The sequence below is a fragment of the Deltaproteobacteria bacterium GWC2_55_46 genome, from assembly GCA_001595385.3.
Lineage (GTDB): Bacteria > Desulfobacterota > GWC2-55-46 > GWC2-55-46 > GWC2-55-46 > UBA5799.
In genome coordinates this window covers 268,636-283,679 of record LVEI03000001.1, presented here as the reverse complement: position 1 = coordinate 283,679, position 15,044 = coordinate 268,636, and the positions used below count along the sequence as shown (strand labels likewise).

At 55.1% G+C, this 15,044-nt stretch carries 11 protein-coding genes; 1 reads left to right on the top strand and 10 read right to left on the bottom strand.

The genetic code is table 11. The features are described 5' to 3' along the window. Position 1 precedes the first annotated feature (1 nt). Complete coding sequence (locus tag A2V21_301325; protein ID OIJ73017.1) at positions 2-412, bottom strand: hypothetical protein; 411 nt, start codon at positions 410-412, stop codon at positions 2-4. Then, positions 412-1,026 (bottom strand): hypothetical protein, encoded by a 615-nt coding sequence (locus A2V21_301320; GenBank protein ID OIJ73016.1) that lies wholly within the window; start codon positions 1,024-1,026, stop codon positions 412-414. Before A2V21_301320 ends, A2V21_301325 begins: the two co-directional genes overlap by 1 nt. Before the next feature lie 51 nt (positions 1,027-1,077). Between A2V21_301320 and A2V21_301315 the strand changes: the two genes are divergently transcribed. Then, positions 1,078-2,673, top strand: coding sequence for a hypothetical protein (locus A2V21_301315; GenBank protein OIJ73015.1), 1,596 nt, complete (start codon positions 1,078-1,080; stop codon positions 2,671-2,673). Here A2V21_301315 and A2V21_301310 read toward each other — a convergent pair. The 8 genes from A2V21_301310 to A2V21_301275 form a co-directional block, all read right to left on the bottom strand. Further along, positions 2,667-4,358: a hypothetical protein gene (locus tag A2V21_301310; protein ID OIJ73014.1), complete on the bottom strand. Its 1,692-nt coding sequence runs from the start codon at positions 4,356-4,358 to the stop codon at positions 2,667-2,669. The genes A2V21_301315 and A2V21_301310 overlap by 7 nt on opposite strands. Then, on the bottom strand, positions 4,358-6,730 hold the full coding sequence (locus A2V21_301305) for a hypothetical protein (protein ID OIJ73013.1): 2,373 nt from the start codon (positions 6,728-6,730) through the stop codon (positions 4,358-4,360). The genes A2V21_301310 and A2V21_301305 overlap by 1 nt, the downstream gene beginning before the upstream one ends. A 107-nt stretch (positions 6,731-6,837) precedes the next feature. Next, positions 6,838-7,251: a hypothetical protein gene (locus A2V21_301300; GenBank protein OIJ73012.1), complete on the bottom strand. Its 414-nt coding sequence runs from the start codon at positions 7,249-7,251 to the stop codon at positions 6,838-6,840. Between the two features lie 94 nt (positions 7,252-7,345). Continuing rightward, complete coding sequence (locus A2V21_301295; protein OIJ73011.1) at positions 7,346-7,720, bottom strand: hypothetical protein; 375 nt, start codon at positions 7,718-7,720, stop codon at positions 7,346-7,348. A 47-nt stretch (positions 7,721-7,767) separates the two neighbouring features. Next, positions 7,768-8,982, bottom strand: a complete 1,215-nt coding sequence (locus A2V21_301290) for a hypothetical protein (GenBank protein OIJ73010.1) — start codon at positions 8,980-8,982, stop codon at positions 7,768-7,770. A gap of 66 nt (positions 8,983-9,048) precedes the next feature. Next, positions 9,049-10,752: a hypothetical protein gene (locus tag A2V21_301285; GenBank protein ID OIJ73009.1), complete on the bottom strand. Its 1,704-nt coding sequence runs from the start codon at positions 10,750-10,752 to the stop codon at positions 9,049-9,051. Positions 10,753-10,934: 182 nt separating this feature from the next. Then, entirely contained in the window at positions 10,935-13,646 is a 2,712-nt protein-coding gene (locus A2V21_301280) for a CoA-binding protein (protein ID OIJ73008.1), read from the bottom strand. A 36-nt stretch (positions 13,647-13,682) separates the two neighbouring features. Beyond that, entirely contained in the window at positions 13,683-14,990 is a 1,308-nt protein-coding gene (locus tag A2V21_301275) for a carboxylate--amine ligase (GenBank protein OIJ73007.1), read from the bottom strand. Positions 14,991-15,044 lie beyond the last annotated feature (54 nt).

The following is a 15,044-nucleotide window of genomic DNA, read 5'->3' as shown; positions in this document are numbered from 1 at the left end:
GCTAATGGTCCGTTATAACCGTTGTGACTTCAGTTGAGCCGCCCGGCCATGAAACGGTCACTACGACCCTCTTGGCCTTTATGTCCGAATCTGAGCACCCCGGCATGGCGCCGCTCGCCGCGTCAAGGTCGGCCTCCTCCACGCACTGCGCCTGCACCTCCCGCGTAAACCTGTCGAAAGGCGCGGGAAGCGTTGCCGCCGCTTCAGAGACTATCGAATCGAAGCCGGCCGATTTAACGTCCGCCTTTATCTTCTCCATCTTCTCCTGCGCAAGCGCAACGGCCTCTATCACTATGGCCTGGTTGGATGAGCCCAGGCCCACGAAGTACATGATAAGGCCCGTGCCCATTATTCCCAGGAGCACGATTACCATCAGGGTCTCTATAAGGGTGAATCCGTTCTCTCTGCGCATCAGCGCACCACCAGCCCTGTATACGGGGTCAAAGTCAGCACCTCGGACTCTCCGCCTTTAGATACCGTGATGCTTTTGGAGGAACTTATCCGCGCCCCGTCGCTGTCGTAAGGCACTCCCATCTGGTCAAAGGCGACCACGCCAGGGACAGAGCCGCCGAAGTCGGCTGATACGGTAAAGCCGGCGTAATCGCCGTTATCGAGGCTTACGCAGAAGAAGGACTCGCCGTTGACCGGGTTTCTCGCGCTCTCTATCTGCCCGGAGCCGTTGGGGTTCTCAGCCCAGCTCCCGTTATTGTCCGCGTCGCTCGCTATGTTGTACTGGTTTGCGTCGGCGCAGAAAGGGGCGGCCACGTTGAAGCGCACCCTGTAAAGGAAATAGGGGTTGGTAGAGACAGGGGTGTCGAGGTTATTCCGGGAAAGGGCGAGTTCCTGGGCGTAACGTATGTCGTCGGCCACCTTTCGCGACAGCGCAGAGATGGTGATGGCAGGCGCGCCGCTCCACAGGTACGGGGCCGCAACCGCGCCGAGTATCGACAGGAGGAGGATCACCATCATAAGCTCTATGAGGGTAAAGCCGCCCTTTGCTTTGAAAGACCTTTTTCTAACCGGCATATTCTGGTATAATCCCTGGGCTATTTTACTAAAAAGAGAACCTTTTCTCAAATGGGTAGCGTGAAAAAAGCAATCCCTTTCTTTCTCGTCCTGGCGCTCTCTGCCCCGTTCTTCTCCGCCTATCAGCTCTTCAGCATAAGCGACAGCGAGGACATGCTAAACCTGTCGGTGTCGATCTATGAGCTTGGGGATTTGAGCAGCGCCGTAAAGACCAATCTCGTAACCGGCGAGGTGGTGCGGATCTACTCGAAATACGGAGTCGGCCTCCCCTTTCTCATGGTCCCTTTCCTTTTCCTCTACGACCTTCTGTCGGCATTGGTCATAGTCCCGCCTGATCTTATCCTCGGGGCTGTTAATATTTTGCTGCTCGCGCTTACAGCCTCGGTCCTCCATTCTATCATAGTAGAGCTCGGCTTTAGCAATAGAAGGGCGCTCTTTCTTTCAGTAGCGTCGGTCTTTGGGACCTTTGCCTTTGTATATATGAACAACTTCCTCTCAGAGCCTTTACAGGGGCTTCTCCTGACTTCAGCCTTCCTCTTCCTTATAAAGTCCGGCAGCAGGCCGAGGCTTTACGCCGTGCTTGCCGGTCTGTCCTTGAGCGCGGCTGTCTTTACAAAGGCCGCCAACATTGCCCTGCTCCCGTTTTTTATAGCCTACTGCCTCTACAGAAGCCTTAAGGAAAAGGATCATATCCTCCGGCCTCTTTCTTTTTTCACCCCGCTCGCCCTGTCAGGCGCCTTGATGATCTGGCTCAACCTGAGCAGGTACGGCTCGCCCTTTGATTTCGGCTACGGCTCTGAGGCCGGCATGTTCGTAAACCCGGTCCTCAAAGGTGTAAAGGACCTCCTTATAAACCCGGGCAAGGGGATCCTGATATATGCCCCTGCCATGCTCCTTTTTCCGTATGCCGTATGGAGGCTCTCGATACGCAAAAAAGCAGAGGCACTGCTCATACTATCCCTTTTTGCGGCGAACTTCCTCCTCTATTCGGCATGGTGGGCCTGGGAAGGGGCCGACACATGGGGGCCACGGTTCCTGTTGCCTCTTATCCCGCTTGCAATCGCCCCACTGGCGGCCCTCCCTGCCAGCGCAATATTTAAGGCCGCTCTGCCAGCGCTCTTTGCCGCAGGCTTCATTGTGAACCTCGGAGGAGTCCTGGTCGACTCCTCCGCCTATAATTACATGGTACTTGAATCGACAAGGAATATAGAGCTTAAAACGGCGCGCCCTCAAAGGGACTACCTTGAAAGCAATGGAAGGCTCCAGCCCCCGCCCTATGTCGTCACTACCGAGCTACCGGAGTTCAACGTGCTAAGCGGCCATCTCTGGGTATTAAGGGCACGTTCCGGCGCTGACCTTTTTAACACTCCGCCTTGGCTTACGGCCTACCCGGCCTTAAAGACGCCGCCGATAGAGAGCCTTCCTGATGAGGTGCGGATAAGGCTACAGTGCCCGCCGCCTGTACTCCTGAGGGCCTTCGCCTGCCGGGAAAAGTCCCCGTCATCGCCCTATTATTACGACGCCTACACGCTCCAGGCATCGAAGGCAGGGGCGCTCGGCAAACATAAGGCCGCCGAGAGGCTTGTAGAAAAGGCGGAACGGGGCATTGAAGGCAAAAGGCTCAGGCTCAAGCAGATGAGCTACTGACCCTCATCAACTCCCAGCCTGTAGACGAATATCGAATATCCTATCTTTTCAACCGGCTCTATGTTCCTGAAGACCGCGTAGAAATCATGGTCAGGGAGATAGACCCCCTGGAGCATGGTCGCGCTTATGGCAAACCAGCCCTTGAGCTCGATATCCGGTTCATAGTCCCTGGCCTTTAGTATCAGATAGCTCGGCATGTACTGGTAGTCAATACCAAAGTAGGCAGGGTCTGAAAGCCCGAAGTAGGCGAGCTTTATCTTCTTTATGCCCTTGCGGCCGACGTACTCTTTAAGGCCCAGCAAGTCCTGCCCCCAGTCGAGGTTCGAGTCGACAAGATATCTGTACCCGTTTTTCGGCCCCCCTATGAATTCGTTAAAATAAGCGAGCTGGTGCGGGTATACAAGAGAGGCGGCGTAGGCATACCAAACCATGCAGGTGTAAAATACAGCCCTCGCGAGCTTCTCGCTCTTTGTCCTTATGGAGGGCACGAAACCTATGAGTGTAAACAGGAACGGGTATACCGGCAATATGTGCCTGAGTCCGATATTCACCCTCTCAAGCGTAAAGACCAGGAAGACCAGTATTGCCGGCAGCATGAGCATTAAAGCCCTTCTTCTCTTCACGCTCTCCTGCGTAAGATATACCACCGAGGCCGCCAGCAATATGAGCGCCGGTATCGGTGTCTTTATGAGAAAGGCAACGGGGAAGTAGCTAAACCAGCCAGTTGAGGAAGAGTATTCGCCCATGAAGAAGGTCGGCTTGCCTATCTCCGCGCCCGCTATCGAACCCACCACGCCTAACAGATACGATTCAGGGAGAAGCCTGTAGTCCCTTATAAAGGCAAAAAGAGGGGTCAGGCCCGTTGGAGGGAATATCCCCCATTCCGGCGCGGTATAACCTGCGGCTGATGAATGGAACCTGAAGCCGTAAACGGCCCATAAGGCTGTGTACGAGAGCAGTATAAAAAAACCAAGGTGCGTAACCAGCTTACGCGCGCCATCCTTCCTGGCCGCGAAGAGGTAGGCGAGCGGGATAAAAGGTATGAGGAGAAAGGCTGTATGCTTTGACGCAAGGGCAAATGTGAAGAAGACGGAGGCAGCGATCGTCTTAACCGTGCTTACGCCCTCTTCGGCTGTCCTGAAGAGGTAATACGAGGTAATGAAAAAGAACGCTGTTATCGGCAGGTCTGTAGTCGCGATGCTCGCGTTGGCCAGCATATTCGGGCATAGTATAAAAAAGAAGAGGGAGAGGAAGGCGCCGGTTGCGCCCCATAGGCGGCTCGACCAGATGTAGACATATATGGCGAGGAGAGCGGCGAGCAGGATATTCCCGAGGCGCGAAAGAAAGAGAATATCATCGGCGCCAGCCTTGTTCTCATACAGGAACTTGACGGAATAGGGTATGAAACGCGAGTCTTTGGCCCCTTCCGGCTCGATCGTCTCGTCAATGGAGAGGTCGAGGAATAACCAGGGGAAAGCGGCGGTGATGGCCCTGCCGAGCACGGGGTGGTTTACGGGCGCGATGTAATCCATGCCCTTTGCAAGATAGGCGTACCCGGAAAGGATGTGCGCCGGCTCGTCCCACGTGTTCGACTTACGGAGCGCGATTCCCGTGGCGATAAGGATAAAAAGGGCCGTGAGTACACCAACAAAGAGACTTCTTCTGTAAGAGTAAAAAAAAGACATCATGCCTCAGCCGCCCTGCTCTTTCGCGCCCTCAAAAGGAAAAAGAGCGCCAAAATCAAAACTGACGCAGAGCTTATCCAAAGGCCGATCACAAACGATAGCGGCTCATAGACGAACCTTACAACGTGCTCTCCGGCCTTTATCGGGACCGCCCGGAATATCAGGTCGGCCTTCAGCACCCTCTCCTCCCTGCCGTCGACATAGGCCTTCCACCCCGGATACCAGCTTTCGCCAGCGACCAGCACTCCGTCTGTCTCTGTCCTTACCTTTAGCTCAACGGAGTTGTTCCTATACCCGGTTATATCTATCGAGCTGGGAGCCTTGCTCAAAACCGGCCTCTCAGTCTTCCATGGCTCCTCTTCCAGGAGGACGGTACTGCCAGGAGCGAACTTCTTATCGACCAGTCTATCTATCATCTCGCGTGGCTTCTCTATCACCCTGTAATCGTAGGCCATATAGAACCTGGGCGTAAAACCCGGGTTCTCGTATATCTTGAGGGCCTTTAAGCCGCCCTCATCTTTGCCAATGGTCTTTACCAGACGGAACTCTTTAGAGTCTATAACAGGCGCGGAGATGACATACTTCACGTTTAGCATCGAGATGATGTTGGTAGCGTCAGGGGCGGCCTGGGATGACGCGAGGTCGTAGACCAGCCAATAGTCGGCGCGCTTCATAACCTCAACGCCGCCGCTGTCGAAGACCCCGTGGTTCAGGTTAAACCCGGAGACAAGTTCCTTGTACCTGTCGATCGTCGGGGCTTTGCTATCCTTTAAAGAGAAAGAAAGGTCTTTGGCGGTCTTTGGCGATATAAAGACCCTGAAAAGCCCTGCATCGTCCTTTGAAAGAAAGTCCAACGACTCTCCCTTAGCGTGATACTCCTTTGCTGGAGTTGCCTCGTAATATCCGTTGTGCGCGAAAAAGAGGTCGCTCGCGAGGAGCGCCGGGATGATGAATGCCAGGAGCTTAGCGGGACGCGCGGTTTTTGACGCGGCGTAGATGGCTACAGCCGCCATCATGTAAAACAGGAGTACCCGCTTGGCGTTGAAGATGTTTATATCGGCCTTGTTATATTCCGGAAAATCGATGCCTCTGGCGGTCAGGTGCTCCCTTACGCCTGAATCGAAAAAACTTAGAAATCCGAAGGCCAGCGCCGCGAGCGTTGAAGCGGCAAGGATTACCATCACCGTCTTCAAGGCCTTCCCGTCTTTCTTTGAAAGGCCATCTTTCAACGCGTCAAAACCGAGGCCGGCGGCAAGGGCGATGAAAAGAAAAGGGGCGAAGAGGAACTTTACCGGGTAACGGATCTTGTCTATGAAAGGCACGTTATCGAAAAGAAAATGGTATATGGCCGTATTCCTGCCCATGGCGAGCATGAGGAAGATGACCGAGAGAAAGGCGAATGGCAGCGCCTGCCGTTTTCTTTGCTGAAAGAAAAAAATCGAGAGGATAAACGGGATCGTCCCAAGATATACGGTCTTGAGCCAGCTCTGATTTGCCCAATACTTCTCGGTTGATGAAAAATAGCCGTACGGGTCAGGGATGAAGAACTGGATAAAGTCCTTCAAATCAAAGGACCAGGTTGTCGCTTCGAGGTAAGTTAGCCCCCCTGCCCTTGTCGATTGCGAGGCAAGCTCGAGAAAAGGGATGAGCTGGATTGCCGAGAGGCCGATAAAGACGGCTATCGAGAGCATGAAGATAAGCAGGTTGCTCTTGATGCCGCCCTTGCCGCTGAATAAAAGCAACCGTGGATAAAGGGACGCGGCAAGGAGTATTAAGACCACCCCGAAAAGGACCTCGATGCCGCCACCGAGGAACATGACCGCCAGTGTCATGCCGGTAAGGACCGAGTAGAGATAAGAGCCCCTTTTCAGCGCTCGTGTGAAGAAGAATATCGCGAGAGGGGCCCACGCTACAGTAAAGAGCGTGCTCATCACGTTGTGGACCGAGAATAGATAGCCAGAGAGCATGAAGACGAGCGCGCCTGAAACAGACCCTGCTATGCTCGTGTGATATTCCCTTAAAAGCAGGAACGTAAAGGCCCCGGCCAGGATGGAATGGGTTATTATCGTCCAGTTGAAGGCCAGGTCGAATGGGAGAACAAAAAGGAGCAGGTTAAGCGGGTAGAGGATGCCCGGCTGAAGGGTCGCGAAAAGCGGATGTCCGGCGAAAGAATACGGGTTCCAGAGCGGGAATTCCCCTGCCTGTATCGCGTCGACCCAGAAGAGCCTTGGCGGGATGAAGAAAATGGAGAGGTCCCTTTCCGTAAGGAGCATTTCACCGGTTAGCGCTGAACGGAAATACAGGATGGCGAGGACTGCAAGGAATACTACTGCTGAAAGGGCCTTTATTTTTACTCTGATGCCTTCTGGCACTCTTACCCCGGCGCCTGAAAAAGTGACAAGCCCGTTACGCCAAACTTACGCTCGCAGGAGGCTGGGAGAGCTGGGCGATAACGGGCTTCTTGAGTCTTGAAGCTATATTACCAGTTGTACTTGACCTTCGGCCCCTCGGTTGCCGAGCCGACTGTGAAATTCATCGTATAGGTATTGCCGCCTATGTCTATCGTTACGGTAGCCGCGCCTCCGCCTACGGTAAGGCCGCCAGGGTCCGCAGTAACCGTCGCGCCTGATATGTTGGCGTTATAGAGGACAGATGTCGTGCTGGTATCGGCCTCTGATGTTCCGAGCATGTAGTTGGTACCCCTCAAGATGTACTGCGCGTGCAGGATGTTCGCTGCCCCTGCTATCGCCCCGCCTATGCCCTTCGCGGTACTCTCCCTCGCCTCTGACTGGAGGTCGATGAACCTGGGCACCGCCACAGCCGCGAGTATCCCGAGGATAACGATGACCATCACGAGCTCGATAAGAGTAAAGCCCTTTTCGCCTTTATGCATACAGCCTCCTTGTAATATTGAGCTTAGCTATAACTTATAACGGCAGTTCTTGTCAAGAACTTTAGCAATATATATCGCTGGAAATAAAGCGTTTTTACCATTTTTCATACCCTGGCGCGCCCGCCCGTACCCTACCGGTAGCCGGGTCGTACCAATACCTGTACCCGAAAGGGTCGAGGGGCCATCCGTCCTGGTCTACGGTAGCTGATTCCACATACTTCCCGACGACCATTATCTTATACTCTCCTGATAGCTCTTTCCTGGGTACTTCGATGCTTGTCTCGGTAAGTTCCTTTAAAGAGGCAGGGAGCTTCCTTTCAAGCAGCACATAATGGGTGACGGCGTTCCTCATGTTCGACAGCTCTATTACAAGGGCGGCTTCCTTTACCGGCTTGACCGACAGGACGTACCGTTCTATAGCTACGACAAGCAGGACTGAGACCAGGGCCAGTACAATAAGGGTCTCCAATAAAGTCCGGCCCGCCACGGGGCCAATAATTTCGCCCCGCCTCAAGGTTACCTCTTCACCACTTTTATTATGTCCCACATGGGGAGGAATATCGCAAGGGCGAGAAATAGCACTATCACAAAGACGAAGGCCAGGAGTATCGGCTCAAGCGTGGTGGTAAGGTTCCGTATAGAGGTCTCTATCTCCCTGTCGTAATACTCGGAGATCTTTCCAAGCATCTCATCAAGGTTGCCCGTCTCCTCTCCGACGGTCACCATCTGGACAATCATCGGCGGGAACTGCTCTGACTTGGCCAACTCCGCCGAAAGGCTTTTACCGGCCCTCACCTCGTCCTCTATTCTTTTGACCTCACGCGCTATGGTCCTGTTGTCGACAGCCCTTGAGACTATGTCGAGGGACTGTAGTATCGGCAGGCCGCTCTGGTAAAGGGAGCCGAGCACCATCGAGAACCTCGACAGGACCGATTTAAGGACTATGGGGCCAAAGACTGGTACCTTCAATACCATCCTGTCCCTGAAATCCTTGCCGCCTTCTGTCCTGAAATACATCCTGATCGCCAGAAAGAACCCGACAGCGGCGATGATAACAAGGTACCAGTAGTTCGCGAAAAAGCCTGAAATGGATATGAGCATGCGGGTGGGCAGAGGAAGCTCAATCTTGAAAGAGGAGTAGAGCTTCGCGAACCTTGGCACGACGAAGCTCATGAGTATGATCACGGCTATTACCACGCCCACGATGACTATCTTCGGATAAAGGGTGGCGGATTTGACCTTGGCCCTGTTCTCGGAGTTCTTCTCCAATAACAGCGCCAGCCTCTGGAGCACGGCCTCAAGTATGCCGCCCGCTTCTCCTGCCTCTATCATGCTGCAGTACAATTCAGTAAATGCCTGCGGGAACCTCCTGAAGGAGACGGCTAAGCTTACCCCGGCCTCAACGTCTTCCCTTATGGACTTTACTATCTTCCTGAAATTGTCGGTAGAGGCCTGCCTTTCGAGCGAGAAAAGGGCCCTGGTAAGCGGCACGCCGGCGCCAAAAAGGGTGGCGAGCTGGCGGCTGAACATTATGACATCCTGCTGGGGGGTCTTATCGAACAGGTTCTTGAAGTCCGGGAGCCTGAAAGAGGAAGAGTCCTTCCTGACCCTTATCGGGATGAGGCCCATCTTGTCGAGCGCGGCCTCTGATTCCTCGACACTGGCGGCCTCCAGACGGCCCGTGACCAGCTCGCCATGTTTGTCCCTGGCCCTGTAAAGGAAGTTCGGCATGCTACAGTAAACCCCGTCCTTGCAGGCGAAGTGTCCTCGTCATTAAAACTGCCAAAAAAGTCGCCATCACTCGACCGACTGTGTGGCCTGCAGCACCTCTTCGATGGTCGTATGGCCGGCCAAAGCGGTGCGTATGCCCTGGTACCTCAGGGGCCTGAAACCCTTTTTCTTGGCGGTCTCGATGATAGCCGCGTCAGGGGCCCTCGAAAGTATAAGACCCCTGATCTCCTCGTCAAGCAATAGCGCCTCGTATATCCCTACCCTGCCCCTCAAGCCGGTGCCCTTGCAGGACTGACACCCTGCGCCCCTGTAGAAGACCGGGGTCTTACCCTGGAACCTGACCCCAAGCTCTTCTATGAGCCTCGGGTCGGCCTCATACGGGGCGCTGCACGACTTGCAGAGCTTCCTTACGAGCCTCTGCCCGACTATGCATGATACGGCTGAAGAGACAAGATAAGGCTCTACGCCCATGTCAAGGAGCCTTGAGATGGTGCCAACGGCGTCGTTTGTGTGTATGGTCGATATGACAAGGTGCCCGGTAAGGGCGGCGTGTATGGCTATCTCAGCCGTCTCCTTGTCCCTTATCTCTCCTATCATCACTATGTCCGGGTCCTGCCTCAGGATGTGCCTCAGCGCTCCGGCAAAGGTAATGCCGACCTTGGGGTTGACCTGCACCTGGTTAACGCGCTTCAGGTGATACTCCACCGGGTCCTCGACCGTAACGAGGTTCTTGTCCATCGTGTTGACGAGGCTTAAAAGGGTATAGGCCGTGGTGGTCTTTCCGCTTCCCGTAGGGCCTGTGATAAGGACCATGCCGTATGGGCGCTTCATGACTTTTTTCAGGACATCGAGGGTATCCGGCAAAGGGGTGAGGCTTTCAAGCTCAAGGACCATCTTGCCCTTGTCAAGGAGCCTCATGACCGCCTTTTCGCCGAATATGGTCGGCAGCGTCGAAAGCCTTATGTCTATGTCGCGGCTCCCGACCTTCACGACGAAGCGCCCGTCCTGCGGGAGCCTCTTCTCGGCGATATCGAGCTCTCCGAGTATCTTTATCCTGGAGATGACCGCCGGATGGAGCTTAAGCGGCAGGTTTACCATCTCACGGAGCACACCGTCTACCCTGTAGCGGACCCTCAAGGTATCCTCGTCAGGCTCTATGTGTATGTCGGAGGCGCCGTCGACAACGGCGTTGGATATGACAGTATTGGCAAGCTGCACTATCGAGCTCTCGCCTGCTATCTTTTCGAGCTTGTCAGGCAGGACGTCCTCGCCCTTCAACAGGTCGAGCCCTGAGGCCTGCACCTTGCTTACTATCTCATCGAGGGATGAACCCATCCCGCCGTACTGGCTCAAGGCCTTCATAACCTCTGTCTCGGTGGTGACCAGCGGGTCTATCTGGAGGCCTGTCAACTTTTTGAGCTCGTCTATGGCGAAGACATTGAGCGGGTCGAGCATGGCGACCTTGAGCGTGTCGCCGTCAACCGAGACGGGTATGACCATGTACCTCTTCGCCGTCTGCTCCGGGACGAGCTTTAGCAGGCGCGGGTCGAGTATTACGCTGGAGATCATTATGGACGGGATGCCGTACTGGACGGCGAGGGCGTTGGCGATATCTTCCTCGGTGGCGTATCCGAGGTTTACGATGACCTTGCCGACCCTCGTATTTGTCCTCTTTCCTACCGCGAGGGCCTCGTCCAGCTGGGCCTGGCTTATGATACCCTTGCCCTTGAGTATCTCACCAAGGGGCTGGAGCTTTTTTATTATGGTCATAACGACGCCTGTCTGGCCCCGTGACGGTGGGAGCCGGATGAGGGTATTTTTTCAGAAAGATATACCAAAGCTACAGGGCTGTCAAAGATTATATATCAGAATACCTTTGAATTAAAAGGGAAATCCGGCCTGAAATGAAAGATGCCCGGCCTTAAAAGGCCGGGCATCCTGATGGGTTCAGCTTATCCGACGAATGAGCACTTTGAGGCGGCTGTCCTTGTGTCCATGTTCCGCCCCCTGTTGATATGGTCGTCTATCTCGGCGGCGCAGCCTATCATCCTGCCGAAGAGGAATGTCGTGAAGGCAGCCGACTCGACCTCCTCGTTAGACATCTTGCCGGAGTTGAAGGCATCCCAGACGATCTTCAGGAGGATAACCGCGATGACCGCGTCGATATTTACGCAGTATACGTCCTTGCTGATCTTAAAGTCGAAGAGCGACCTCACGAGGTTGTGATAGAAGTCCAGGAATACGTTGTAGACGCCCTTGTCTTCGAAGAGCGATGCCACGAACCTCTCCCTCGGGTCGTAGTTGACCTCCTTGCCCTTGAAAACAGGGTGGTTGACGCAAGGTATCTTCACGTACTCGATATTGCCGAGCGCCTTCTGGTTGGCCTTGTACTTGGCGTAGCCCCTTGAGTACTCGTCGGCTATCGCCTTGAGGTCTAGCCCGTGTTTTTTGCTCGACGGGTCCTTCAGGCCCTTGCCGCTGAATCTGTCGATGAGGAACGCGATGGCCTCGTAACCGTTGCCGCCGTGGGCAAAGCCGGTGTGCGTCAGGAAACCTACGAAGGCCTTGTTTATCTGGACCCTTGAGGGGTCCTCAGGGCCGTCCGAGCTTACCGCGCCCTTTGATCCCTGCGCCGATATGGTGCCGGGGCCGTTCGAGATGATGAGCCCCAGGAGCATTGAGAACTCGAACCTCTCCTTATCGGCCGGCTTCCTGCCGATAAGGGCCAGGAACGCGGCGTCGGTAAAGGACCACTTTTCGATAAGCTCATCGTTCTTGACACCGCAGAAGCTATCCTTCTTTTGCTTCGAAGCCGGCACGCTGCAGCCGACGAACGATGAGAATACCCTTGAGTACCAGGGAAGGGCTGCTATGGTTATCTTCGATATGCTCCTCTTTATAAGCGGTTCCCAGCCGAGTGTCGTCCATATGGCCGCGATGAGCGCGTCGGTAGAGGGGCTGCCGGAAGCGGCCTCCTTTACGAACTCGATAAAGACGGACTTTTTGCCGAGGCCGTCTACCTTCTTAAGTATTGCCCTGGCGGTCTCATCGCCCTTGGCGGCGGTAAGGGATTCCTTTGCATCCGGAGAGATACCCTTTAAGAGGGCGGAGCAGTCGAACTTCTCATGGGGGCCCTTGAGCCCGGAGGCCTGGAAGGTCTCAAGGAGGAGGTCAGACGCGTCGAGGGCCGCCCTTACCCTGCCTTTGCCGATGATCGATATCGCCGTGGATACGACGCAGTTCGGCGAGCTCTGTGCCTCCCTTGCGGCATCAGCTGCAGCGAGCGCCGGGTCCCCATTATGGTTAAGGAAGGCGTTAAAGGCGACGTTGGCAAGCTCTGTGCCGTACTCATCAGGGTACCTCTTCAAGAGCGAGAAGACTAGGTTCTCTTCGAGGGAGCGCTTGGACGAATCGAGTATCGAGACGTTGTGGACCCTGGTGACTTGCGTGACAGGGTCCATCATCGAGGCCCCTGAGGCGTCCTTCATCGACTGCCTTGGGAACTGAGCGCCGACCTGCCTGTTTATGTGCTCTATCTGCTCGTCATAGGGCGCCTCAGCCTTGACAGTCGGCGCGTCGAGCTCTTTGGGCACCTGAATGGAGGCGTTGGAGCCGAACCAGCACTTGAGCGACAGGTCGCCCTTGGGTTCGAAATCAGGCTTGATGCCGTTAAGCTCCATTACCTTTGTGAGCGCCTCAGGTATGTAGGCGATATTGGTTACCACCGCGCCCTTCCTGGAAAATACGGGGTTCTGCGGGGTATATATGTCTTTAACGCCGAAGCACTCCTTGAACCAGTTCTCTTTAGCCTGCGCATCGTCGCCTGAGCCGGCGAGGCTTCCGGCATGGCCGCATGCCTTGGTGAGCCGTGCCTTCCAGCGGCCCACGATGCATGCTACGGCAGGCTTCTTAATGTCGAGTGAGTGCTCATAGTACCCGCCCGGCTCAACGTAGATAACGGCGGACTTTGACCTGTCGTCGTTATGCAGGGCGTGTACGAACTCTTTTGGGCCGTAGTGGATGTATACGTCCTTTCCGCTCGATACCGAGGTTGTGGTGCCCCAGCCCTTCGTAAGGAGGTAGACTGCTATAGTGGTGGTAAAGTTGCCTGAGTTGGAGAAGAGGGCAACAGAGCCCTTGACGAGTGATTCCTCGGGTTTATTGCCGCCGAGCGCGCCGCCTATCCTCACCTGGTTCCATGCGTCGGCGACTCCGAGGCAGTTTCCACCGAAGACATCAACGCCGTTGGTCTGGCACATCGCCCTTATTATCCTGGCGTCATAGGCCGAGACCTTCTCGGTGAGTATTATCACCTTCGTAAGTCCTGGGTTGTGCTTTACGGCCTCGGCAACGCCGTCCTTTACGCCTGACGGAGGCAGGTATATGACAGCGGTATTGAACTTGTGTCCCGCCTTGAGCCCTTCCTTGATCGAGTTGAAGACAGGGATGTTGCCGAGCTTGGTCTCGAGGACCTGGCCTGACCTGCCTGGCATTGTCCCGAAGACTATGTTGCCGCCAGAGTAGACATGGCTCACCGGGGTCACTGTGCGGCTTTCGTTGCCCAGTATGTTGAGCACGCAGACGCGGTCTTCGCGCGTGGCAAGCTCGGAAAGAGAGTTTACACCGACATAGTATGGGAATTCCTTGACGCCTTGCTTATGCATATCCGTCACCTTGGTTTTAATGTTTTTGGCAACAACTTACCGGGCTGCCGCTACGGCCTTGGCTGATGTATCGGCCTCGAGCCCCATCGCCTTGGCGAGCTGAGTCCTTCCGTCCTTCTCCATCCACTTGTCCACGTTGAGGGCGTAGTTTACGACCTCGCTCATGGCGCTGTCATGGCCGAATATCCTGTAGGGGAGCTTGAGGTTATCAAGCGTGTCCCTCATGTAAGCCATACCGCGTATGAGGTTCGGGCCTCCCCTTCCGATGACAACGTAAAGAGGGGTCGGGCCGTTGGTATTGAAGTTGTCCCTCAAGGCGTCGGCCATGGCCCTGAAGGTCTCGAAGATATCGGTGTTGTTGGCCTTGCCGCCGATTATGAAAAGGACGTTCGACTGCCTTATCCAGTGCTTGAAGACTATCCTGGATATCTGGAACATCTTCTCATAGGGCGGGTTTCCGCCGAAGTCGGAGGATATGGTCGCCCTCTCGCCCAGGAGTTCTGTGACGAGGGCGTTGGCCCCGCCGCCGAAGGTCGGCGCGGTAATGGTGCCCTTCGGGTTTATGACGAACACGTCGCTCTGCCCCTGGTAGGTCCTGAGCTGGTTTATCTCCTGCTCGAACTCCGAATAATCCGAGGCGAAAAGGTGGGCCGGGAGGTCGAGCCTCTTCCAGGCCGGGTTGTCGATGTCGAAGGAGCATTTGAAGTCGCACGCCACGGGCGTAAGCCTTCCCTTGCTGTCAGGCATCATCCTTATCGGGTTGAGCTCAAGCATGCTCATGCCGTAGTTGTTGTAAAGGGTCCAGAGCTTCGGCAGGTTCTGCACGAGCGGGCTTATTATCTCGCCCGGGGCTCCAAGCTCCGTGAGGGCGTTGGAGATATGAAAGCTCTTGAGGCCGGTAAGCGGGTCAAAGGGTATTTCCCTTATCTTGTCCTTGGGCAGCTCCTCTATGTCCATGCCGCCGTGATGGGTGATGGTCATCATGGGGGCGCGGAAGAGGGTCGAATCAGATATGGAGAAGTATACTTCGTGCTCTGCCGGAACTCCTCCCTCGAAGGTCACTCCGTCGGCCTTTACAGAGGTGTGCCCGAACGTATGCTCGATGAAGTAAAGCCGCTCCTTTTCCTTGAGGGCGGTAGAGATGTCCTTCGCCCTGCCTATGAGGCCGGCCTTGCCCTTCTTGCCTACGCCGCCCTTGAAGATCGGCTTTATAAACACCTGGCCGCATCTCTTGATGAGGTCTTTTATATCGTCCACGCTCGCTTCCGGCCCGAGGACCTCGGCGTGGGGGTACTCGACCCTCCTCAAGAGCTTATTGCCCCAGTAAAGGCCTGTAAGCTGCATAAAAACCTCCGTCTTGATTTAACAGTAAAATGGAATAACAGATGGCGCGCCCGG